General features: G+C 67.8%; 25 protein-coding genes. 8 read left to right on the top strand and 17 right to left on the bottom strand.

The window, feature by feature from the left end; all coding sequences use genetic code 11:
* Window positions 1–85: 85 nt before the first annotated feature.
* Window positions 86–1,606, top strand: a complete 1,521-nt coding sequence (locus ABGB08_RS01440; RefSeq protein WP_347585269.1) for a recombinase family protein — start codon at window positions 86–88, stop codon at window positions 1,604–1,606.
* A gap of 73 nt (window positions 1,607–1,679) precedes the next feature.
* Here ABGB08_RS01440 and ABGB08_RS01435 read toward each other — a convergent pair whose 3' ends face one another.
* From ABGB08_RS01435 to ABGB08_RS01415, 5 genes are all read right to left on the bottom strand, one after another.
* Window positions 1,680–1,940, bottom strand: a complete 261-nt coding sequence (locus tag ABGB08_RS01435; protein ID WP_347585265.1) for a hypothetical protein — start codon at window positions 1,938–1,940, stop codon at window positions 1,680–1,682.
* Between the two features lie 122 nt (window positions 1,941–2,062).
* Complete coding sequence (locus ABGB08_RS01430; protein WP_347585262.1) at window positions 2,063–3,970, bottom strand: replication initiator; 1,908 nt, start codon at window positions 3,968–3,970, stop codon at window positions 2,063–2,065.
* Complete coding sequence (locus ABGB08_RS01425; RefSeq protein ID WP_347585258.1) at window positions 3,967–4,272, bottom strand: hypothetical protein; 306 nt, start codon at window positions 4,270–4,272, stop codon at window positions 3,967–3,969. The genes ABGB08_RS01430 and ABGB08_RS01425 overlap by 4 nt, the downstream gene beginning before the upstream one ends.
* Window positions 4,269–5,654, bottom strand: a complete 1,386-nt coding sequence (locus tag ABGB08_RS01420; protein ID WP_347585255.1) for an FtsK/SpoIIIE domain-containing protein — start codon at window positions 5,652–5,654, stop codon at window positions 4,269–4,271. The genes ABGB08_RS01425 and ABGB08_RS01420 overlap by 4 nt, the downstream gene beginning before the upstream one ends.
* A gap of 376 nt (window positions 5,655–6,030) precedes the next feature.
* Window positions 6,031–6,450 (bottom strand): plasmid replication, integration and excision activator, encoded by a 420-nt coding sequence (locus tag ABGB08_RS01415; protein ID WP_347585252.1) that lies wholly within the window; start codon window positions 6,448–6,450, stop codon window positions 6,031–6,033.
* Between the two features lie 708 nt (window positions 6,451–7,158).
* Here ABGB08_RS01415 and ABGB08_RS01410 point away from each other — a divergent pair.
* From ABGB08_RS01410 to ABGB08_RS01400, 3 genes are all read left to right on the top strand, one after another.
* The gene (locus ABGB08_RS01410) at window positions 7,159–7,707 is read left to right on the top strand and encodes a hypothetical protein (protein WP_347585248.1); all 549 of its coding nucleotides are present in this window, start codon (window positions 7,159–7,161) and stop codon (window positions 7,705–7,707) included.
* Between the two features lie 71 nt (window positions 7,708–7,778).
* On the top strand, window positions 7,779–8,414 hold the full coding sequence (locus ABGB08_RS01405; RefSeq protein WP_347585244.1) for a hypothetical protein: 636 nt from the start codon (window positions 7,779–7,781) through the stop codon (window positions 8,412–8,414).
* Between the two features lie 270 nt (window positions 8,415–8,684).
* A complete protein-coding gene (locus ABGB08_RS01400; RefSeq protein WP_347585240.1) occupies window positions 8,685–9,290 on the top strand; it encodes a hypothetical protein in 606 nt (201 codons plus the stop codon).
* A gap of 129 nt (window positions 9,291–9,419) precedes the next feature.
* Here the strand turns inward: ABGB08_RS01400 and ABGB08_RS01395 are convergent, their stop codons facing one another.
* The 9 genes from ABGB08_RS01395 to ABGB08_RS01355 all read right to left on the bottom strand — a co-directional run bounded on the left by ABGB08_RS01395 (window position 9,420) and on the right by ABGB08_RS01355 (window position 15,651).
* Window positions 9,420–10,316, bottom strand: coding sequence for a GntR family transcriptional regulator (locus ABGB08_RS01395; protein ID WP_347585235.1), 897 nt, complete (start codon window positions 10,314–10,316; stop codon window positions 9,420–9,422).
* A gap of 1 nt (window position 10,317) precedes the next feature.
* Window positions 10,318–11,262, bottom strand: coding sequence for a hypothetical protein (locus ABGB08_RS01390; protein WP_347585231.1), 945 nt, complete (start codon window positions 11,260–11,262; stop codon window positions 10,318–10,320).
* 91 nt (window positions 11,263–11,353) lie between these two features.
* Window positions 11,354–11,950, bottom strand: coding sequence for a GntR family transcriptional regulator (locus ABGB08_RS01385; RefSeq protein WP_347585226.1), 597 nt, complete (start codon window positions 11,948–11,950; stop codon window positions 11,354–11,356).
* A complete protein-coding gene (locus ABGB08_RS01380) occupies window positions 11,950–12,132 on the bottom strand; it encodes a helix-turn-helix domain-containing protein (RefSeq protein ID WP_347585222.1) in 183 nt (60 codons plus the stop codon). Before ABGB08_RS01380 ends, ABGB08_RS01385 begins: the two co-directional genes overlap by 1 nt.
* Window positions 12,133–12,429: 297 nt before the next feature.
* Window positions 12,430–12,963 carry a hypothetical protein gene (locus ABGB08_RS01375; protein ID WP_347585218.1) on the bottom strand — a complete coding sequence of 178 codons (534 nt, stop codon included), beginning with the start codon at window positions 12,961–12,963 and terminating at the stop codon, window positions 12,430–12,432.
* Window positions 12,964–13,239: 276 nt separating this feature from the next.
* Window positions 13,240–13,623 carry a hypothetical protein gene (locus ABGB08_RS01370; protein ID WP_347585214.1) on the bottom strand — a complete coding sequence of 128 codons (384 nt, stop codon included), beginning with the start codon at window positions 13,621–13,623 and terminating at the stop codon, window positions 13,240–13,242.
* On the bottom strand, window positions 13,620–14,231 hold the full coding sequence (locus ABGB08_RS01365; RefSeq protein WP_347585209.1) for a hypothetical protein: 612 nt from the start codon (window positions 14,229–14,231) through the stop codon (window positions 13,620–13,622). Before ABGB08_RS01365 ends, ABGB08_RS01370 begins: the two co-directional genes overlap by 4 nt.
* 59 nt (window positions 14,232–14,290) lie before the next feature.
* On the bottom strand, window positions 14,291–14,716 hold the full coding sequence (locus ABGB08_RS01360) for a hypothetical protein (protein WP_347585205.1): 426 nt from the start codon (window positions 14,714–14,716) through the stop codon (window positions 14,291–14,293).
* Window positions 14,713–15,651, bottom strand: a complete 939-nt coding sequence (locus tag ABGB08_RS01355; RefSeq protein WP_347585200.1) for an SAM-dependent methyltransferase — start codon at window positions 15,649–15,651, stop codon at window positions 14,713–14,715. The genes ABGB08_RS01360 and ABGB08_RS01355 overlap by 4 nt, the downstream gene beginning before the upstream one ends.
* A gap of 90 nt (window positions 15,652–15,741) precedes the next feature.
* Between ABGB08_RS01355 and ABGB08_RS01350 the strand changes: the two genes are divergently transcribed.
* Together ABGB08_RS01350 and ABGB08_RS01345 are read left to right on the top strand one after the other, a co-directional pair.
* Window positions 15,742–16,740, top strand: a complete 999-nt coding sequence (locus ABGB08_RS01350) for a helix-turn-helix transcriptional regulator (protein ID WP_347585194.1) — start codon at window positions 15,742–15,744, stop codon at window positions 16,738–16,740.
* 758 nt (window positions 16,741–17,498) lie between these two features.
* The gene (locus ABGB08_RS01345; RefSeq protein ID WP_347585189.1) at window positions 17,499–18,689 is read left to right on the top strand and encodes a hypothetical protein; all 1,191 of its coding nucleotides are present in this window, start codon (window positions 17,499–17,501) and stop codon (window positions 18,687–18,689) included.
* Here ABGB08_RS01345 and ABGB08_RS01340 read toward each other — a convergent pair.
* The gene (locus tag ABGB08_RS01340) at window positions 18,686–18,892 is read right to left on the bottom strand and encodes a DUF4229 domain-containing protein (protein ID WP_155353811.1); all 207 of its coding nucleotides are present in this window, start codon (window positions 18,890–18,892) and stop codon (window positions 18,686–18,688) included. The genes ABGB08_RS01345 and ABGB08_RS01340 overlap by 4 nt on opposite strands.
* A gap of 258 nt (window positions 18,893–19,150) precedes the next feature.
* Here ABGB08_RS01340 and ABGB08_RS01335 point away from each other — a divergent pair, with 258 nt between their 5' ends.
* Window positions 19,151–19,372, top strand: coding sequence for a BldC family transcriptional regulator (locus tag ABGB08_RS01335; RefSeq protein ID WP_347585179.1), 222 nt, complete (start codon window positions 19,151–19,153; stop codon window positions 19,370–19,372).
* Window positions 19,373–19,793: 421 nt separating this feature from the next.
* Here ABGB08_RS01335 and ABGB08_RS01330 read toward each other — a convergent pair whose 3' ends face one another.
* Both ABGB08_RS01330 and ABGB08_RS01325 read right to left on the bottom strand, forming a co-directional pair.
* Window positions 19,794–20,030 (bottom strand): hypothetical protein, encoded by a 237-nt coding sequence (locus ABGB08_RS01330; RefSeq protein WP_155353817.1) that lies wholly within the window; start codon window positions 20,028–20,030, stop codon window positions 19,794–19,796.
* An 11-nt stretch (window positions 20,031–20,041) separates the two neighbouring features.
* Complete coding sequence (locus tag ABGB08_RS01325) at window positions 20,042–20,752, bottom strand: hypothetical protein (protein WP_246268168.1); 711 nt, start codon at window positions 20,750–20,752, stop codon at window positions 20,042–20,044.
* A gap of 288 nt (window positions 20,753–21,040) precedes the next feature.
* Between ABGB08_RS01325 and ABGB08_RS01320 the strand changes: the two genes are divergently transcribed.
* Window positions 21,041–21,328, top strand: a complete 288-nt coding sequence (locus tag ABGB08_RS01320; RefSeq protein WP_347585167.1) for a PLDc N-terminal domain-containing protein — start codon at window positions 21,041–21,043, stop codon at window positions 21,326–21,328.
* Window positions 21,329–21,405 lie beyond the last annotated feature (77 nt).

The raw sequence follows: 21,405 nt of genomic DNA, 5'->3' as shown, positions 1-21,405 counted from the left end.
TCAGCCTGCGTCTTCCCTCGTCACTCCGGCCGCTCCGCGACCTGCGTTCCTCAGTCGAAGCACCTTCTTAGAAGTACCATAAAGTATGACCTCAAAACGAGCGCTTCCCCCGCAAACCGGCCTCCTCGCTGCGGTAACGCTCACCGGCCGGGAGGCTGAGGCACCGCTTACCGGCCGTGAGTACCTCCGGGTTTCCAAGGATAAATCCGGAAAGATGAAGTCGCCCGCGCAGCAGCATGACGAGAACCAGCCATCATGCGCGCGGCACGGGATCACGCTGCTTGACGACCCCTACCGGGAGAAGCGCGCCGTCTCCGCCTCTCGCTTCTCCACCGATGTCCGCGACGAGTTCGAGCGCCTGATGGAGGATCTACGGACCGGTCAGTTCGGCGCGGATGTCCTGGTGCTGTGGGAGAACTCCCGAGGTTCGCGCAGGGTCATCGAGTGGGTGACCCTGCTTGACGTACTGGAAGCTCGGGGGATCTTGGTCCATGTGACCACGCACGGTCGCACCTACGACCCGCGCAACGCCCGCGACCGCCGCAGCCTCATCGACGACGCCAACGACAGCGAATACGAATCAGCGAAGATTGCCGGGCGGATCGGGCGTGACATGGCCGCCAGCGCCGCCCAGGGCCGCCCGCACGGTCTGTGCCCCTACGGGCTACGGCCCGTCTACGACGAGCGGACCGGCCGCCTGATCACCTGGGAAGCCGACCCCGGCAAGGCCGAGGTGATCAAGCAGCTGTTCACGCGGCTCCGCAAGGGCGTGAGCTTCCGGCGGATCACTCGCGATTTCGCCGAGCTTGGCTACGTCAACGGCAAGGGCAACCCGTTCACCGCCCCCCATCTGCGGGACATGGCCGTCAAAGCCGTCTACACCGCCTACCGGGATTACAGGGGCGAACTCATCGAAGGCACGTGGGAACCCCTGGTGGATCGGGAGACCTGGTGGGAGGTTCAGCGGATCCTGTCCGAGCCAGGCCACCAGTTGGTCAAGCCCCGCCCCAGCAGCGTGATGCACGCCTACACGCGCACGCTGCGCTGTGACGAGTGCGGCGGCCCGATGGGCGTCACCGAACGCAACGGCTACACCGACTATTACTGTCAGGAGAAGGGATGCGTGCGGATCAAGAAGGCCGCCGTTGACGCCGTGCTGGATCGCGTCATCGTGGCCTACCTGTCACGGCCGGACGTCCACCGCAAGCTTTCCCGCCGCATCGACTCCGCCCAAGTCCGCGCCGTCAGGGCCGAGCTAGCCGAGCACCGGGCGGAACTGCTGAAGGCCAACAACCAGCGGACCACCACCGTGGCGGAGGCCCTGGCATTGGCCCAGTTGCGGGAAGACCTCAAGATCAAGGTAGACGAAATCGAGGCCCGTCATCGGGCACTCACCATCCCCTCCGAACTCGCCCACTTCATCGAGCCGGGAGCGGATGTGGCCAAACGGTGGAAGGAGGCCCCCGTGGAAGCCCGCCGCAAGGCCGCCGCGATCCTGCTCTCCCCGCCATGGCTGGGACAGGTCCGCATCACCCCCGCACCCCCCAAGCGGCGTGCACCGGCAGCCGAGCGCATGACCTGGAAACGCGAAAGCCAGGCCGCCTGACCCGCCCCGCACCTCCGCCCGCCAGCACAACCCCCCGCCGCCACCACAGACGGGGGGTTTGCCGCGTGAGCCGCTACCGGTAGCCCAGCAGCGCCGCCAGCCGCTCCGCCTGCTCATCACTCAACACCGGGCACGCATCCACCACCAAGCGGATATACGCCGCCAGCGCGGGATCTTCCGGCGCGTCCCCACCGACGTCACTCCCCAGCCGCCCACGCGCCGACGAACCCTCAGGCCCCCCAGCAAGATCAACACCGGGACGCTCACCCTGGTCGCGCTCCCCGCATCCCGCCCGCCCACCCGGGCCGCCGTCGTGGCCGGACGCCGCCCGCACGCTGGCCGCCGCACCACCCGACTCAGCACCACAAGCAGAACCAGAAGAGGACCCTTCGGGACGCCAGCTAAGACGGCGACGCTTCCCCGATCTCCGAACCGCCGACCCGCCACCCCCAGCAGTCACCGGCCACTCCCACCGGCCGCCCCACCGGCCCCGATTGCCGAATCACCCGGGGGAGCCAGCCCCGCACCCAATCCCGCCGCCGCCAGCTCCGCCCGCCACCGCTGACGCCGCGCTACCTCCCGCAACAACCTGACCCCGATCGGATCTAGACCCGGATCATCAGCCCGCACCGGCCGCCACAGACACCGGCCCCCGCCGCCGTCGTCTTTCTCCTCGATCCCGAGCGCGGTCATCACCCACACGCGACGGTCCGCCTTGTGCTGCCCCATCGTCTTGCCCGACCAGCGCCGCGACACCAGCACCCGCCGCCCCCCATAGCCGAGACAGTCAGGCCGGTGCGCCTTGCCCCGGCACCACCCCGCAACCAGCCCCGCCCTGGCGTGACGCGGCTGCACCCCATAGCGGAGCCAGTTCGCGCACTCCGGCGTACACGGCTCGAACCGCAGGGCCGCCAGCAGAGCACGCGCGTGAGCCCGCCTCGCCGCCACCCCGGGATCATCGGCCCCCGACCCGTCCACCGGCCCCGCCGCCTCGGTTGCCGAATCATCCGGCCCGGCAGCCGGGATCTCGGCCCCGGCACCCTCCCCGAGGCTCTTGCCGAGATACTTCGCCAGATAGCGAATGCACTGGTCGGCATCCCTGGTCCCGGCAAGCACGCCTTGCATGTCCAGCTGCTTGCCGAACCGCACCACATGCAGCGGCACCGCATCCGGATCAGCGCCCAGCGCATCCAGGGCCTCATCCCAGGTGGGCAGCACCTCACCCGTGACCGCATCCACATACCCCGCCCCGTCCTGCCACACCAGCAGCTCATCACCGTCGTAGCGGACCTCAGCCACCAAAGGCCACCACACTTGGTGGTAGGTAGCCGCCACCACCCGCCGCAGGTCAGCGCGGGGTAACGTCCCCCGAATCGCCATGTGCAGATGCGGAGCCTTCCGGTGCTGGTACTCCACCACCGCGAAGTACTGGACCGAGAACCCCGCCACCCGGCGAAGGTTCTGCACGAACCGATCCACCAGCTTGCCGAAGTGCAACGCGTCACGCGCGGCCGAGATGTAGTCATACCGGCCCGGATCCACCGGCGCGCCGTCCTTGACCCGCCCGTAGGACGGCAACGTGAGCGTCAGGAACATCGACGGCCGGAACGCCTTCCCGTCCGGCGACCGGAACACCCGCCCCAGCGTCTCCGCCGACATCCGCCGCTTGGGCAGGTCGGGCGCATCCTGCCGACGACGGGTTGAACGCGCCCGACGCGACCCCCCTTGCCCGCCCCCGCCGCTCTCCCCGTCTCCGCCGCTCTCCCCGCCGTCCCCGTCGCCGTCTCCGTCGCCTTCCTCCGGCAGGCCCGCCGCCCGGATCTCCTCATCCAGATCAGCAATCGCCGCATCCAGATCATCAGTCGGCGCACCCGCCGCCACCGCATCCGCCCGCCAGCCCAACGCCTGAACCCGCAGATCCCGCAGATAAGCCCCGTACTGCTCATCCGACATCGCATCGGGATCACACGACTCCCCACCAGCCCCGACCCCAGCACCGTCAGTGCCGTCAGTGCCGTCAGTGCCGTCAGCGCCGACGCCAGCGGCCGACCCCAGCTCATCCGCAGACCCGGCAGCCGCCCCGCCCCCAGCCCCGCCAGCCGGAGACACCGGTTCGGCCTCCAGGTGCCACCCCTCCCGGCACTGAGCCATCCGGACCTGCCGATACCGCTTGGCACACGGCCGACACCACGACTCCCGGGACGACCCGCACGGCAGATGCACCAGGTCACTACGCCCCGTCTGCACATCCATCCGCCGCATCACCAGCGGATGCACACACACCCCGTTCGCCACCGCCACCTGCTCGGCCGCCGCCCGATCCAGAAGCCCCGCCGCGCGGACCAGACGCAGAAGACGACTCAAACCGCCCTCCAGCCGTCGCCCTCATCCCAGGCCCCCGGGTTACGCCAGCGGTCGTACTCCTCCCCGTCCTCGCCGTCCGGCCCCCGCTCACCCAGCACCGCGTACACGTCGAAGCCGTCGAAGGCGTCGCCGTCCTCCAGGTCCGACCCCACCGAATCCGCCGACCCCACCGAATCCGCAGAGTCCGCCCGGTCCCCGCACTCCCGGCACTCCACGATCCCGGTCAGCAGGTCACGCCACAGCGTGTCCCGCTCTTGGCACGCCGGGCAGACCAGCCCATACAGCACGACCGACACGTTCATGAGCGCCCCCCGAACCGGCCGACCATCTCGCGGATGTCGAGGTCGGAGACGAAGCCCGCACGCACCCGCACCGGCTCAGGGCTGTTCTCCAACCGGACGAACCCCTCACCCGCCCCCACGCTCGGGTCGTCCGGATCACGCGCGATCTGATCAGCCAGCGCGCCCCGATCCCGAGCCCCATCCCCAAGAACCATGTCCACCTGACCCGGCTCGTCCAGCCGCAGAGCGATCTTGTCGGGGAACAGGTTCCGGATGGACAGAACCTCCTTGCGGGGATCTTGAAGCGTGGCCACGACCCCGACGCCGACCGCACGCCCCTGCGTGGTGAGCGTGGCCAGCGCCGCCCCAATCCGCGCTTTCAAGCCCCGATCGGGCTGGTAGGCGGTCAGGAACGCCACCTCATCAACCACAACCAGGACGAACGGATCAGCCGTCGTGGGGACGTGACTCCGCCGCACCCCCGCGTACCGGTCGGCCCGCTCCTGCATCAGCCGCACCGCCCGCTCCAGCAACTCCGCGCACTGCTCCGGCGTCGCGGCGTACTCGGTGAACAGCTCCCGCCCAAACGACAACTCCATGCGCTTGGAGTCCAAGCCCCACAACTGGACGATCCCCGCCGCACGAGCCGGGAGCAGCCCGCGCACGATCCCCCACAACCACGAGCCTTTACCCGCCCCCGTGCTGCCCGCGATCAGAATGTGAGTGCCGTGGACCTGGAGCCGGAACACCGACCCGTCCTCAGCAAGACCGATCTCCACCGGCCCGACCGAGGCCAGCGCCGGAATCGGCCGCGCCCCGAGCACCGCCGCCAGCACATCCCCACGCGGGAAGACCAGGCAGACCCAGCCCGGACGCGGGCAGGTCACCCGCACCCGAACAGCGCCGAACCCGTGCGCGAGGTTGGCCGACCGGTCGGTGAAGTCCTCCACCGCCTGACCCGACAGCATCCGCACCATCACCGTGTCGGACCGGCCGTCACAACGGACCTTGACCAGGTCCGGCAGGAACAGACGGCCCCGCAGGGAGCCCGCCAGGCCCGAGATGGCCATCACGCCCCGCCACTTACGCCGGTAGAGGCCCAGCCAGCGAGCCCAGGCCAGGACCGGATAGCCGACCCAGCGCAGGAAGGCGGCGCGACGCCACAACGCCCACGCCGCCAGCGCGAACCACACCGCCAGCCAGGCCGCCGCCGTCCGCTGAACCCCGAGAACATACACACCCGCACCCGTCGCCGAGACCAGCAGGCAGGCGACCGGATGCCGCCACACCAGCCGAACCAGCCCCGCCAGCAGCCGCCACACCCACACCGTGAGCGTGACAATCGCCGGAGTCCGGACGACCGTGGGAGCAAAGACAACAGCAGTGTCCGGACGCGTGGACACCACCCCGACAACCTCTGAACCAGGAAGTTTGCGCAGCACGAGACATCACCCCTTCCATTGATCGGGAATGACCCGCCCGACCCCCGCCGCCAGCAACCGCAGCGGCACACGCCCGGGTATCGGGCGTGCCGAGGAAGGGGACCGACCGGACTACCGGCAGGCCCCCCGCCTCGAATTGGGGATCAGGCCATGACGCAGGCCCCGACGCCGACGCCGACCCTCAGGGCCGACCAGGCGCGACAGGACCGCGCGTGTACCCACTCGGGGAGACGAGTGAAGGACGCGGGCGTGATGTGTGAATTCGGCAGCTCACCAGCTGCACCAGACCCGGCTAACGCGCCGGGCCGAGGAGACCCCTCAAGGTCCCCGAGCAGACCTACGTCTTGCTCACCTCAGACTTGCCCACCCCAGCCGCGCGGAAGCCACGCGCCCGGAAGGAATACGCCAACCTGCTGTTGGCCGAGTTCACATACGGCGTCACCGTAAGATCAACGAACTCGACGGGGATGAACGGCAGCCCCAGGGCCGCCATCGCAGGCGGAACCGGAGGAACCTCCGGCGCGACCGCCGACACGATCTTGACACTGACCGTCTTGTCCGCCGCCTTCACATCGGCGCTTCCGTTGGTGACCGCCACGGCCCACAACGGCTCACCGGTGACCTTGTCCCGCGACTGGACCGGACGATCCTTGGTACTGGCCTCAAAGTCCAGCACCGCCGACACCTCCCCGCTCAGGTACGCCCCAGCGGGAAACACAAACGCGTGCTGCACGGGGATCGGACCCCTGATACTCAAGCGGCACCACCTCCTCGAATCGGACCCGACTCGCCCTGACTGTCATGACGTGCTCTGACATGGCGAGCTTTCAACCGGTAAACGATTCAGTGGCGGTAGAGGTTCCAGATATAACGAGCAGGCATGGATTCAGGGTTCCCGAACCGCGAAACTCACTGCTATTCTTCCGCGCACGCCAAAACGGCCCCGCGTGCGAAACGTGCACCGAGGCCCATAAGGGAACGCAGGGCATAAAGGCCCACTTCTCGCCCCTTTCCTTCCATCGCGGCTCATCACCGTCCGGCACCGGCCCGCCATCCGGCCCTGCCGTCTCACGTCCGTCTCCCAAGGTGCGGGACGCCTCTGTTGCGCCCCAACGTCGGCCATCCCACACCCCGGGCGTTGCAGCGGGAATCCCGCTTGACATCCATCCTGCCTCACAATCACCGGCCCTGTCATGGCTCGGAGTCTGACAGTCGAGTCAGCCCTTGACAGATGACTTGACTCGCCGCAACTCGCTTGCCGAATTGTTCTCATAGGTATCAAGGCGGCCCGCTACGCGGCCCGCACGGGCGGCAAAACGCCGCCCTCCCCGCCGGGCATGCGGCCTGACGGCCGGTCCCGGCGGGAGCGGCAGCCGCCCGCAGTTCGCACGGGGCCAGACACCAAGATCAACAAGGGGCGCCGCAGGACCCCACCAAGATCAACTACCACCCCAGCGGAGGACCCATGGGCGACCTGATCACGACCAGCTACACGACTCTGCGCAGGGACGGATGGTGGAGCTGGCTCGGGCTCGCCATCCTCATCGTCTGGGCCGCCCCCGTCCTCCACACCCCCGGGGGCGACGAGATCGCCTTCGTGGAATTCGGCTCCATCCCCATCGCGGGCTGGCCGAGCTGGGCGCGAGCGCTCCTGTGGGCAACCAGCATCCTCGCCTTCCTCACCGGCCGCTCACCCAGCCGCCTCCCGCCCCTGCTCATCATCATCACCGCACCCGCCGCCCTCACCGCCCTGCTGGTGACCGTCATCACCGCCGTCAACCAGCTGCACGCCACCCCCGGATACGCCGCCTACTTCCTGCCCGTCGCCCTGCTGGCCAACATCATCGTGGCCGTCCCCGCCTTCCTCAGGGGCGACATCCCCATGCCCAACCGGCGATGGCGCGAAGAGTCATGGGACCACGACGAAGGCACCGACGAAGCCCCGCCGCACACCGGCACCCCGCCCGGACACCAGCCCGACACCTACCGAGATCACAACCCACGGATCCTGTGACGACCACGACCGCAGCGCCGCAGCCCGACACGACCCAGACCAGCCCCAGCCCACCCCGGAGGCAAACCCGCATGCCCGACTACCACACCACCGACACCGACCGACTGCACTACTACCAGCGCGCCGGGCAGTTCGTCACCCTCTCGTGCGTCATCGGCTGGATCCATCTGGCCGCCCCCATGATCCAAGTCCCCGGCCCCGACGGCCCCCGCGACCTGCTCGCGCTCCAACTGCTCAACATCCCGTCCCTCAGCCTCGCCGCCGCCCTGGTGATCGCATTCACCGGCGCAACCGGACTGCTGGCCATGGCCACCGCCAACCAGCGCAGCAACGTGTGGCCGCTGCTGATCATCATCACCGGCCCCGCCTCACTGATCTCCCTGGGAATCCTCCGCGCCATGGTCAACGCCGCTGACGGCCTGTACGCGCGCGACCTCCACGGCGCTTTCCTCCTGCCCCTGTTCATGGCCCTGACCACCATGGCCGCCATCCCCGCCTACCGGCGCGGCACCCTGAACCCGATCTTCCACACCCGCCCCACCTGGCACCCCGACGAGGCCCCCGTCCGCGCCCACGACGCGTTCAAACAGCCGTGGGACACCGCATCACCCCGCACCCCGCACCACCCCGCGAACGGCACCGCGCACGACCCCGCGCCCGCCGTCCCGCAGCCACCCGCCACAGTCACTCACTCGGACACCCCATGAGCGTGCCGTGCAGGGTTACGCGAGTGGACAGCCGAAGAGATCGGGCCAGGACCATGCAGGGGAGACAACGGGTGCGGCGGATACCGTTCGCACCGGACATGGAAGCTCCGGGGCTTCGCTCCCTCCGCTGCTCCAAGGAACGTCCGGCCCTCAGCGGCACCCACCGCAATCCCCGCCGTCCCAAAACCAGAGCAGCAGGCCCCGGCACCCGACCAAGAAGAGGAGGAAGACGGGAGGGAGCGGAACGGGAATCCGTACGTGGACCCGTACGTGAAAAACATGACGTACACCACGCCGCCAACCCCACCCCAACCCACCGGCCGCGCCACCCACCCGGCACAGCGACAGGAGACCCCCGTGTCCCGCATGATCCCCAAGCGGCAGTCCTACCCCTCCCGAGGCCGGTGGTTCATCCCCCTCGCCATCGCCGTCATATTCCTGCAAGCCCGCCCCCTCCTCACCGCCCCCGCCCCGGCACCCGTGGATCTCAGCTGGCCCTCATGGCCCGTGGCCGACACCACCGCGAGCACCATCAACGCGACCACCGTTAACAGCACCGTCGATCTGGCCATCTTCGACATAGCCGACACCCTCGCGCCCGGACCTCAAGCCGCGCTCGTCTTGGGCCTGCTCTGCGCACTGCTCGCCCTGATCACCGGCTCCCTGCCCAGCCAGGTCCCGCCCGCGTGCCTCCTCATCACCGGCCCCGCCGCACTGGCCGCCAACGCAGCCATGGCGATCCAGGCCCAGAACATCCACGCCCACCCCAACGCGGGATTCTGGCTCCTGCTCGCCGTCATCGTGGCCGTCACGATTGCCGCGTGGCCCGCGATGCGGGAGGAGCTTGCCGACACCCACCCCGCCTACGCTGACTAGGCCGTACTCCGGCCCGCACAGATCACATGCGCGGCCCGCGATGCGCCGGCAACACTCCCTCACGGTCGCCCCTCCGGGGTGCCTACGGCATGTAACCGGCCCACCGCTCCGCACCGGCACCCGCCCCTCCTACCGGTCCGGCTCCAAACCCCGACCGGCAGCACGCCCGTCCCCGTCCTCACGCGGCTTGGGCCATCCCGACCGATCCGCCACGAACGTCCCCCGGCACGGCACCGTAACCACCCACCCCTCCCCACGCAGCACGGCAAGCGCCATCCGAATCGTGTCCAGGCTCACGCCCCTGACCGCCACCAGGACACGCGCGCCCGGCAACCGCTCTCCCGGCCCGATCACGCCCGCCCGGATCTCAGCCGCCAGCTCACCAGCGATCCGCTCGAACATCGGCACCTCAGACTCCGGACGCGGCGTCCCCTTCCGGCCGACGAACGTGCCCCCGCCTCCCCCGGAAACGGTATGGGCCAATCCACGCTCACATAACTCCCGGTGCACCCTCCGCGCGGTCATCTGCGCGATCCCGAACTCGCGCTGCAACGCCGCCTCACTCGGGACCCTCTCACCCGGCCCCAGCTCCTCCCGCTCTATCCGCCCCGCGATGACCTCCGCGACCCGCACATAGACCACCCCCGCCCCGCCCCGCCGGACCGGTTTCGCCTCCCCCGGCACATCGGCGCTGCCCCTGGCACGCTCACCCCGCACCGCCGACGCCGGGCCGACGAAGGTGCCGCTCCCGGAAACGGCATGAACCAACCCACGCTCACACAATTCCCGGTGCACCCGCCACGCGGTCATCCCCGCGATCCCGAACTCCCGTTGCAGCTGTTTCACACTAAGGAGCTTGGAACCAGGCGGGATGCCCTCACCCACGATTTCCTTCGCCAGGACATCGGCCACCTGCACATAGATCGGTATCACGCTGTCATGGCGGATCTCCGCCGCCCGCCCCGGCCTGCCCAGATCCTCGCTCCCCGTCAGTCCTGCCCGCCTCTCCACGCCCGCGCCCGCCATCTCAGCACGGCTCCGCGCGGAAGATCTGCGGATATTTCCGCCCCCGCTCCACGCTCGTCTGACCCCTAAACCGCACCGGGCAGCCCACCGCCAGCCCGTCAGCATCCCCCCGGAACGCCCGCGCCTCCACATACCAGTGCACGCCTCGGGTGTCGGTCACAAACCCGAACCCGCGCCCGCCCTCCCACTGGTTGACCGTGCCGTGCCGCCACCCGTCCCGATCCCGGCCATCCCCCACGGCCTGTCCCGCCGCTGTTTCTTCGAAGGGGTAGGCCAGCCGGTAGGACCGATCGGCCAGGGTCCCCGCGATCAGCGTCATCCAGTCCGGCGCATAGTCCGCCGCCCGCCCCAGCCCCGGAGCGGTGTAGATCAGCTCCCGCTCCCCGTAGTCTCCCGGGTACTCCTGATAGATGGTCGGCACGATCACCTTGACGCCGTCCCGCTGGAGACGGCGGATCAGCGACAGGTGGCAGCTGTCCCCGCTCACCAGCGCCACCACGTCCAACTTCCCTTTACGCGCCCGCTCGGCGACCAGCCTGTTCAGCCGATCATCGGCGTCGCGCTCGCCGACCGTGGTCATCTTCGCGTCGTGGCGGGTGATCCCCGACCGCTTCAACACCAGATCCCACAGCGGCCCCGCCGCCCGCCCCCGGTAGTCCATCCCGTCCGGACCCGGACGGCCCAGCATGTAATGGGCCTCCACCACCGTGATGGCCTCCACCGGCACCCGCGAGACCCCATGCAGGTGCCAGCGCAGCATCCCGTGCACCCCGAAGAAGTTCAGCTTGGCCCGCCACTGCGAATGCTCAGCCAGGAAATGCCACAGACCGCTGTACCAGCCGCCGTCATAGAACACCCCCAACCGCACACCCGCCGCCGCCGAACCCGCCGCCCCCGAACCCGGTTGACCCGCCTCAGCCACCCGTACCCGCTCACTTCCACCCATCGGTGCCTCACCTCTCCAATTCCTCTGTCACGGCCCAGGCCAGCAACCGCCGCAGGACCTTCCCGACTTGTCAAACCCCGATATGGCCGACCTACGACCGTCCCGCCGGGACAGCCCCCGCCGACCAGACCGCCACACCCGAACGCCGCCGCCACCGCTTACGCACCGACCTGACCGGGTACGGGCACAACCCGCGCACGAACGCAACCCACTGCGCCTCAGCAGGCCAGCGCTCCGCCGCGACCGGCAGCAGAGACCGCCCCCCAGGCAGCCACCCCCCATCCCGCAAAACCCTCAAGGCCGCGCTCACGGTAGGCCGCGACGCCGCAAACTCCTCCCGCAGCCGCCCATACGCGGGCAGACCTCTGCGGTAACGCCCCGCCCGCAGCCGAGACGCCAGCTCAACAGCTATCCGCACAGGCAACGGCATCGCATCACAAGGGATCGGCAACTCCTCCCCCCACACGAAATGCCCCCGCCAGCCCAACCGGAAAGCCACCCCCCGCTCGCGCAGCTCCGCAAGCACCCGGCACGCCGTAGACTCCGCGATCCCGTAAGCCCGCCTCAGCTCCCCAAGACTGGGCAGCCCATCCCCGGCCACCAGACCCTCACGCCTGATCTCCGCCTCAACCAGGTCCGCGATATCCCGGAACTTCGCCCGCCCCGACCACGTGCCCTTGGCAGGCATCAGCCATCGCCATCCCGACCCCGGCCACTCCGGGCCGCCCGCACCCGGATGCCGGACGGGCCACGCGGACGCAACCGCACCCCCGCATCAAGAAACCTGGCACGCATCGTGGAGTAGGAGACCCCCGCCAGCGCCGCCAGCTCCCGCAACGACGCACCCGCCGCGTAACGCCTCTTCAACACCACCATGCCGACCCGGAGACGAACCTTCGGCCCCGACTTACGCCGACGCGCCCGACGCCTCACCACCCGAGCCCCCGCACCACCCGCCAGCCCCGCACCAGCGCCAGCCCGCCAACACACACCACCACTCCGTTCCTCCCGTGCTTCTCGTCGTCAACTCGATATCTCGATGCCGAACGGCGACGAGGGTCCCCGACACCCCCGCCGCCAGACGACAGCCCCTACCGCCAACGCGGACTCAGAGCCGACCTCCCGAAGCCCTCACCGCACCGGGAAGCCACCCGCCGTTGCGAGGATTCAGGCCAGGACCGGGCGACGGTCGGGACGCGGACGCGCCGCCAGCGAATGCGCATTCCGGCAATGGTCGGTGCACTGGGTCCCGTTCCCCTCGTCGCACGGACCGCCACCGACCGGCATGAGACCCACGCCCTCGTCGGTCCCGAAGTGGAGGCGGAACAATTCCCCCGAGCGCGCGGAACTGGCCCGCGACAGGGCCTCATCGTCGGCCCCTCGCAGACCCAGGTAGGGGAAGTGGTGCAGGAAGTACCCAAACACCTCCTCGCAGTCCTGCGCGTACTTGGCCGTATCGAGGATGTGGGTGTGCCATGCCTCATCCACCGCCGTGGACGGCACGATGGACTCGCGCGGATACCAGCCGCACAACTTCAAGAAGAGCCGATACGCGCCAATGAGCTGATCGGCTTGAGCCAGCGTCACCCCGACCCGGCCAGGCTCGGGATGCATGAGCTTGTACGCGATCGGTTCCAGGTCCAACGCGTCAACCCGCGCCGCCAGCTCTGCCTGTTCAGGAGTCAGAACAGCTACGGTCATGGTTCGGTTCCTCTCTGTCGGTTCTGCCGGTGGCCAGTCGGACCCGGCCACGCTCCGGTGATTTCAGCGGCCATCGGCCGCCACCCCGGCCCGCAGGCCGGAAGCTTCACGCGTGGCGGAACGGGGAACGCGAAACACCTCGCGCATCCAAACCCGCTCCGCCACGCACCCCCGGCAACCTCGCATCCCGCGCGAAAACGGGCGTAAACACGCGGAACTCTCACCAGGCACGGGGGAGCCAGGGAGGGGAGGCATACGCCGGGGGCCGTCTCACCCTTATCTGCTACCGGTCGTCGAGCCGGGCACGGCAGAACGCTCCCGGTACGGGCAGATCATCGCCGCCGCCTCCAGGGCAGTCCGGAACGGCAACAGCCGCGCCGTATCCCCGTCGCCCCCGTCGCCCCCGTCGTCCCCGCTCCGGGCCAGCGACACCAGAAACGTCCGCGCCCGAGGCGCGATCACCACGGACGCCACCTCCACCCCCGCCGAGCCGAACACCCTCAAAGCCGCGCACGCCGCCCCACCCACGCCCGCCCCCGGCATCGCGGCCACGTAAGCCGTCCCCATACCGAACGACAGCAGCACGGCCTCCAGGCACCTCAGAGCATCCTCATCGGTGCCAGCCGCAGAAGCCGTCACGGCCTGGTCCGTCCCGCTCACAGCGCCGCCTCCCTGATGTCATGAAGCCTGACAACCAGCTGGGTCGCCAGCACACGCGGATGCAACGCGAACTCATCCAGCCCCACATACACGTTGTGACGGGAAAGAATCGCCGCACCTCCCCGTCCGGGCTGGAACACATCCGCCAGCACCGCTACCGGCTCCGCCTCCCCGACCGACACCACCCGCGCGCCGACACCCAGACGCGGGCACATCTCCAACGCCTCCGGCACACACCCCTGACAGGTCGCGGGCTGGTTGGTGTCTCCCGCCTCAGGCAGCCACGCCACCGGCCGGAACGCGGTCGGCGTGATGATCCACGACATCCGCCCCGAATCCGGATCCCGCGCATCCCTGCCGCACACCTGACACCAGATCGCCCGCATGCAATTCCACTGCCGGACCGGGTTCACCTTCCGCCACAGCACCTCACCGCGCCGGTGACGCGCCGCCCGCGCCCGCAACACCCCGTAACTCCAATCCCCCTTTTGGGGAATCGGATACGACAACCGCAGCCCGCCCCCCGGCTTGACAGCGCAGAACCGAACGGGCGTACTCACCAACTCCCCGGAGAAGGCCAGCACATACGGCACCCGCAGCCCGCCCACCACACGAACCGAGGACCGAGGAGCCCGAGGAGCCGCAGCCCCGGGCTCCACCGGCCCCGTCACCGGCCCACCCGCCGAAACCCCGGGATCACCAACGCCACCCCGTCCGCCGAACCCGTGATCGCGGTCGTCTCCCCGCCCTCGTGCCGCACGACCACCCGGTAACCGACATCCGGATCATGCGTGACCGTGGCCACCACCCGGCCCTCCCGCCACGCCTCCAAGACCGGGGCACGCTCCGACAGCCGCGCCGCCGTTCCCGGCTTCCCCGCCCACCAGTCCGGCCGAGTTGCCGAAAGGCTGAGGACCAGATCCGCCACGTACCGAGTCCGGATCCCCCGCCCGCGCAGCAGCCGCCGCACCTCCGCCAGCGCCGCATCCTCCACCCGCACATCAAGCTCCGGCGCGGCAACCTCCGCCCGCCCCTGTCCCGGTAGCGGAGACTCGCCCTCCACCAGCACCGCACCCGGTGCCGCCCGCCTCACCGCTTCACCCCCACCGCGCCCAGGATCGGAACATCCGGATCGAAGCGCAGCACCAGATCATCCGGCCGCCAATCCCGGACCCGCACCACCCCCGGCTCCACCACGTCCAACCCGCCGAAGAACCGCGCCACCTCAGCAACCGAGCGCAACACCGCAGGCGAGGACGCCCGCCTATAGGCGGTCACCGCCCCGGCCAGCGACTCATCCCGCTCCACGTGCGAGATCACCAGAGCAGACCCACGCGGCAGAGCCGCCAGCAGCTCCGTGACCGACTCGTAGGGGTTCTCCTCAGGGGTGATGAAATGCAGGACCGCAACGAGCAGGAGACCTACCGGCCGCTCCAGATCCAGCAGACCCCGTAACCGCTCATCGGCCAGGATGCCGCGCGGGTCGCGCACATCCCCGGTAATGGCGCGGGTCTGGTCATCGGTCGCCAACAGGGCTTGCGCATGCGCCTGCACCACAGGGTCGTTATCGACGTAAACCACCCTGGCGTCGGGATTGACCCGTTGTGCCACTTGATGAACGTTTTCCCGAGTCGGCAACCCCGCCCCGACATCAACGAACTGGTCGATACCCAGCTCATCGGCCAGGAACCGGACCGCCCGCCCCAGGAACCGGCGGTTAGCCCACGCAATCTCCCGAGCCTGAGGTACCCGCCGAATCACCTCATCCGCACACTCGCGGTCAGTAGCGAAATTATCCTTCCCACCAAGGTAGTAATCGTACATACGCGCCACATTCGGCGTTTTCGGGTCCATATCACCCGGAAGAACTGGCGGCTCAGGCACCGCAACACCCGGATCAACCGAACGCGGCGTCGTCCGCGCCGTAATCGCGGAGACACGCCCAGCCCGATCACGACGGCGGCTCAACGCCTCGATGTCCAGCGGTATGCCTGGCAACGCCTGACCACCTGTGCTTGCATGCTCCATGGATCGCACCGTTCGCAGTGATTGACTTGTGGCCGTCCTTCCTTTGAGATTGCCGTTAGGCGGCAACCGGGACAATGCGACTGCGCGGCAATGAGTACCGCGCTTGTCGTCAATACCTATGACGTGGAGCGGCAAATGCCAAAGGTCACACTAGAACGAAGGCGATCGATTGATCGGGAGGCAAAAGCCCTACTGCACGAGTCCCTGCGCCTGGGCTTGGCCGCAGAAGAGACCGTTGATCGGATTCTGCGGAGGATGCCCGAGGTCAAGCCCCTCGAAGCATGGCGCTTCGCTAACGGGTGGACGAGAGGCGAGGTAAGCGCGCGACTTGACGCCCTCTACCGATCTGCCGGGCTGGCCCCTCCCGGCATCGATCAGGCCACCATCTGCCGATGGGAGCATGACGAGAGACGTCCAAGCGACGAGCGGATCGAATTCCTATGCCGCCTTTATCGGACACGCCCCGACCGATTGGGGTTTGGAGTTGATCATAGTATGGCGGACACCAATCACCTTCAACGTGTCGGAATCATCGACGCATATCCATACACCAGCGAGGCGTCAGAGAGTGACCTTATCCGCAGGATCACAGAGGCACGGAAGCGCATCAACATGTTCGGCCTGACGCGCAATTTCTATGGCCGCGATTCCATCCTCACCCTCTTTGGACAGAAGGCCACGCAAGGGATTCCCATCCAGATTTTCGTGATGGATCCAACTTGCGAATCCCGCCGCGATCGCTACCGCATCGAACCAGCTGAGGCGGCTATGGAGGATCCCGACAGGTATATACGCGAAATTCTGCGACCGCTCCACAAGTCGATGCAGAAGTACCCTCAGCTAAAGGTGTTTCTCTATAACTTCCCATGCTCGTTCGCCATAGAAGAGATCGACGACGTATGCCGAGTCATGCTATACGGACACGGCAAGCGCGGCACGCAGGGGCCGATCATCACATTCGGTGGGGAAACGTCGGCCCACAATTACTTCGTCGATCAAATCCGATGGATGGAACGGCTAGCCCACGAGGCAGTAATTCCCGAGCCCTGGGCGAGCAAGAACATTAGTGTTCGATTGCTCGATCTTTGATGCTAGCTACGGCGGAGGACGATAAGTCCCAAAGAAGTTAGCTTCCGGGAGTGGGTGCAGGTTTGTTTGGTTGGTGGCGAGGGGTTACTCGCCGTACGCCTGCACCTGCTGCCCGATATCCGGGGTCAGGCAGCGAACCCGTCAAGGACGGCAGCAAACCAGTACCAACCGCAGTCTCCGCTGATTGCGCTCTCGGATTATCAACCGTGCCCGGTTGGATCGCACCGCACTGACTGACCCCCCGCTCCGCTTCGCTCCGCATCCCATCCCAGCACGATGGATCTCGCCGTACCCCTGCACCCGCCGCCCGATTATCCGGGGTCAGACGGAACCCATCAAGCACGGCTGTGCAGGCAGGACAACCACGAACGGTGGAAGGTCACCGGCGAAGGTACACGCGAAGCCGCGCTTGACGGAACCCGCCTGAAAGGCCCCGGACCCAGGCGGCTAGCGGGAGCAGGCAGGAATGTGCCACAAGCATCAAGCCGCGCGCCGTTGCCGGGTGAACGCCCATGGCTGACGGTTGCCACACACGCCACCGTGCGCCTTGCCCGCCGTGATCGGTTCGGCGGCCAAGCCCGGCAAACCCCCAGCTCAAGGCCCCAAAAGTGTTATAGCACCTTTATGAAAGTCTGACTGTCCAGACACAGGCGCGGCCAAGCCGAAGGGGTTGCCAGTATTGCAGAACGTGAACTAGCGATTACATTACGTGTGCTAAGACTTGGGGAATGCGTGCCAGAAATTTGATCGCGATATTCATGTCCGCGGCGCTGGTGATCCCGGTCGGTCCAGCCCAGGCCGGGATCAAGCAGCCCCAGGTGGTCTCGCCGAATCCGGTGGGGCGCACCCCGCACGTGCTCGACGGCATCGTCAACGCGTTCGCCCAGGTCGGCGACACGGTGATCGTGGGCGGGCAGTTCAGCACGGTCAGGAACGCCGGGAGCCGGGCTGAGCTGACGCGCCAGAACCTGTTCGCCTTCAGCCTGAGCACGGGCAGGATCGATCCGCGCTTCGTGCCCCGGATGGACGGGCCGGTGTTCACGCTGGCCCCCGGCGCCGATGGAACGATCTACGCGGGCGGCTCGTTCACCCGCGGCCTGGTCCGGCTGCGCCTCGCCGACGGCTCGGCCGTGCGCTCCTTCACCGCCACCGCCTACGGCGCCGAGATCTCCAGTCTGGTACGGCGCGGCAAGCACCTCTACGTGGGCGGGAACTTCACCCAGATCGCCCGGACGGCCAGGACCGCCCTGGCCCGGCTGGACGCGAACACCGGCGCGGTGGACCGGTCCTTCACGGTCACTCCCGGCGGCGGTGAGACGAAAATCACTGCCATGGCGGTCAGCCATGATCGGCTCGTCCTGGACGGGTCGTTCACCACGCTCGACGGCCTCCCCCGGCCGCAACTGGGCGTAATCGACCTGGCCACCGGGCGCGTGGCGGACTGGCACACCGACGCGTACGCGCCCGAGTGCTCGGCGGCCTTCCCGTCATACGTCCGAGGATTGGATCTTTCGCCCGACGGGTCATATTTCGTGGTTGTCACCACTGGAGGACCCGCTCCGCGTACCCGAAAACTCTGCGACACAGCGGCCCGATTTGAGACTTATGCGAAAGGGGACAAGATCCGACCTACCTGGGTGAATCACACGGGTGGGGACTCGTTGTACTCCGTGGCCGTGACCGGGGCCGCGGTCTATGTCGGAGGGCATCAGCGCTGGTTGGACAACCCGTTCGGCTCTGACACCGCAGGTAAGGGCGCGGTGTCCCGGGAGGGTATCGGCGCCATCCATCCGATGACTGGGAAGGCACTCGACTGGAATCCGACTCGGGCTCGGGGAATCGGGGTGAAAGCGTTTCTCCCGGTAAAGAAGGGGCTTTTGGTCGGAAGCGACACGACACAGCTCGGACGTGAGTACCATGCCCGCATCGGAATGTTCCCGATGCCCTAGCCCTCGGGTGGGCGGCGCCTCGCACTGATCAGTGTGCTGACCTCGTCACGTTGCTTTGACAGCAGAACGTAACTGGCCAGCCCGCTGACCAAGAACGCCACGGCCAGCAGCGCGTAAGTGCGCAGGCCGAGGAGATAGAGCACGCCCAAGGCAACGGCGAACAAGCCCAGGCGGGAGAGGGTGTAAACGAGAACCGCGCGCACAGCGTCGAGGTTACGTCACTCTCACGTATCGCGGACTCTCTTCGCATCAGTCGCGAGCACTGCTAGGGTTCTCATCACGGCGCTTTCGTAAAGAAACACCCATGAGCGCCCCAAAGAGGCTCTATCATATAACAATCGGGCACTGAGCCGGTAACAACCCGTGATCTTCTCCGAAAACCACGGATAAATCAGGCTTCGCTCGGCACACTGGTTACCTGTCCGCCCGCTGCAGGACGCGGGATGCGAGGGGGAGAGATTGTGGAGAGTAGCAGCGAGCGACTGCTGACCCCTGGAGAGGTTGCCGCCCTCTTCCGGGTCGACCCGAAGACCGTGACACGCTGGGCCGCGGCGGGGCGAATCAGCAGCATCCGTACCCCCGGAGGGCATCGGCGATTCCGCGAGTCGGAAGTACACGCCCTCCTTCGCGGAGAGGAAGTCCTGACGGCCGACCGGCCGAACGGCGACTCCCCGCGAGTCTGAGCACCACTGCACCATGAGCAGCACCCTGCATCACATGACCAGCTGTTGGTGATCCTGCGCCTCCCGGAGCCGCAGGGTCACCGGGTTACTTTGCGCGAGTGGATCCTCCACCCCCTTGGGCCACTGGCGCTCGGCCTCAACCGACACCCCTCGGGCTGCGGCCGATGCCAGAGTGGATCTCCCACCCACCCAGCCCTTTGTTTCCTCTCGGGCTCCGCCCGCCCCCGCCGACGCCGTGGCCCCACAACGACACCCACGGAGCGTTTGCTTCAGTTCGGGTTGTACGCGAGGAGCCTCCGGCGGCCAACGCCGTGGCCCTCACCAGCGACAGCCACGAAACGTTTGCTTCAGTTCGGATCTGTACGCGAGGAACCTCCGCCCGCCCCGCCAACGCCGTGGCGCCCAGCAACGACAGCCACGTTCATTCCAGTTCGGATTTGTACGCGAGGAACTCCTGTTCCAAAGCGTCGTTCTCCTCCTGCCAGCGGCGGCGGCGGAGGGCTTCCTCTTCCTCGGTGATGGATTCGGGGAGCCATTGGTCGTAGTCCGGCTCGCCTGGCGCGATCTCGACGTACGCGTTGCCGATCAGGCGCCCGTCATCGCTGGTCAACGACTGCGGCACGCGCAGTGTCCCGTCAGCGAGCCGGATCACGAACATTGCTAGACCACCTAGATTCCGTAGCGCCTGTTGAAGAAGAGCATGACGTTCAATGCGGTCCGGGTGTTTCCGCCGAGCATGTCCACCAGGGCGGGACGCTGCCGCGACGCGATGGCCGCGAACGCGTCGGCGAAGAACTCCTTGCGACCGAGCGTGCCTGGTTGTTTGTGGAAGGCCGAGGCGAGTAACGGTCGGCATTCCTCGTAGAGTGCGGCGAACTCTGGTGAGTCCGAAACCCACTCTCCCGGACGGGCGTCCACATCGTCCAGCGCATGCCCGACTTCGTGCATCATCACATCGGGTGTCGGAGATGGCCGATCCCCCACAACGATCTTGCGATCGCCGTACGCGCCGGCGCAGATGTCCCACGTCGCCCGCCCCGACGGCAACGGCGCACCCCGCAGATACCCCATGTCGTCAAGATCCGGCACCCCGCCCCGGCCGATGTAGATCCCGTCCAGACCGTCGGCCAGCAGATCCTTGAGCCGGTCGGGTAACCGCGCCAGGCTGTCCACCGCCCGTACGGCGTCCGGCGACGGTGGCCCGTCCTGGCCGTCCCACTGGCGGTAAATGACACGTTCCAGCGCCCCGCAGTGCCGCCTCCCATCCCTCGTGTCCGGCCGGTCGGGCCGATGCGGCGTGGCCCTGGCCGGCTGGTCGTCCAGCTCGAAGTCGCGCCAGGTGTACTGCGGCCGGTCCACCACGGGGGCGGTCACCGCCATCCTGCGCTCAACATGCATCTCTGGGTGCATCTCAGGCCGCTGTTCAGCGGTCTCCACCCCACGGTAAGGCGACGCATAGGTGGCCCCCACCTGGCCCCGCTGCCACCACCGAGTCCCTCGCCGGTGGCGGCCTCTATCGCCCTGCTGCGCCATCGCACCTCTCTCTGTGTCGGGAAGGTGCTTGTACCGCACTACCGTACGATGCCGTTTCGCGAGAGTCATCCCTAATGATGTACGGCTATCGCGATGAAAACACGATCACCAGCTCGCATCGTTTACCGTGTGGACATGGCGAACGTGATAGTCGGCCTGGCGTTGCTGGCCTTCTGGCTCTACTGCCTCTTCGACGTGATCACGACCCCGGCCGAATTCATTCGGGGCCTGCCGAAAGGCATGTGGGTGCTCATTACGGCCCTGCCCGCCATTGGCGGTTTGCTCTGGCTGCTGGCGGGGCGGCCACCGCTGGGGCCCGCCGTACCGGAACAGGCCGAGGAGCCGCCCCCGGCTCCGCGCGGGCCGGACGACGACCCGGAGTTCCTGCGGAATCTGGAGCGGCGGCTCAGGGACGAAGATTAGGGCCCGCCTGCGAATAAACCCGCTTGACCCAGGGCGATATGTCCAGGTCAGTTGGATACACATGGCCAGTAGACAGC

The sequence above is a fragment of the Acrocarpospora sp. B8E8 genome (assembly GCF_039871605.1).
Taxonomy (GTDB): domain Bacteria; phylum Actinomycetota; class Actinomycetes; order Streptosporangiales; family Streptosporangiaceae; genus Acrocarpospora; species Acrocarpospora macrocephala.
The sequence above is the reverse complement of the archived record's forward strand: the minus strand, read 5'-3'. Positions and strand labels throughout refer to the sequence as shown.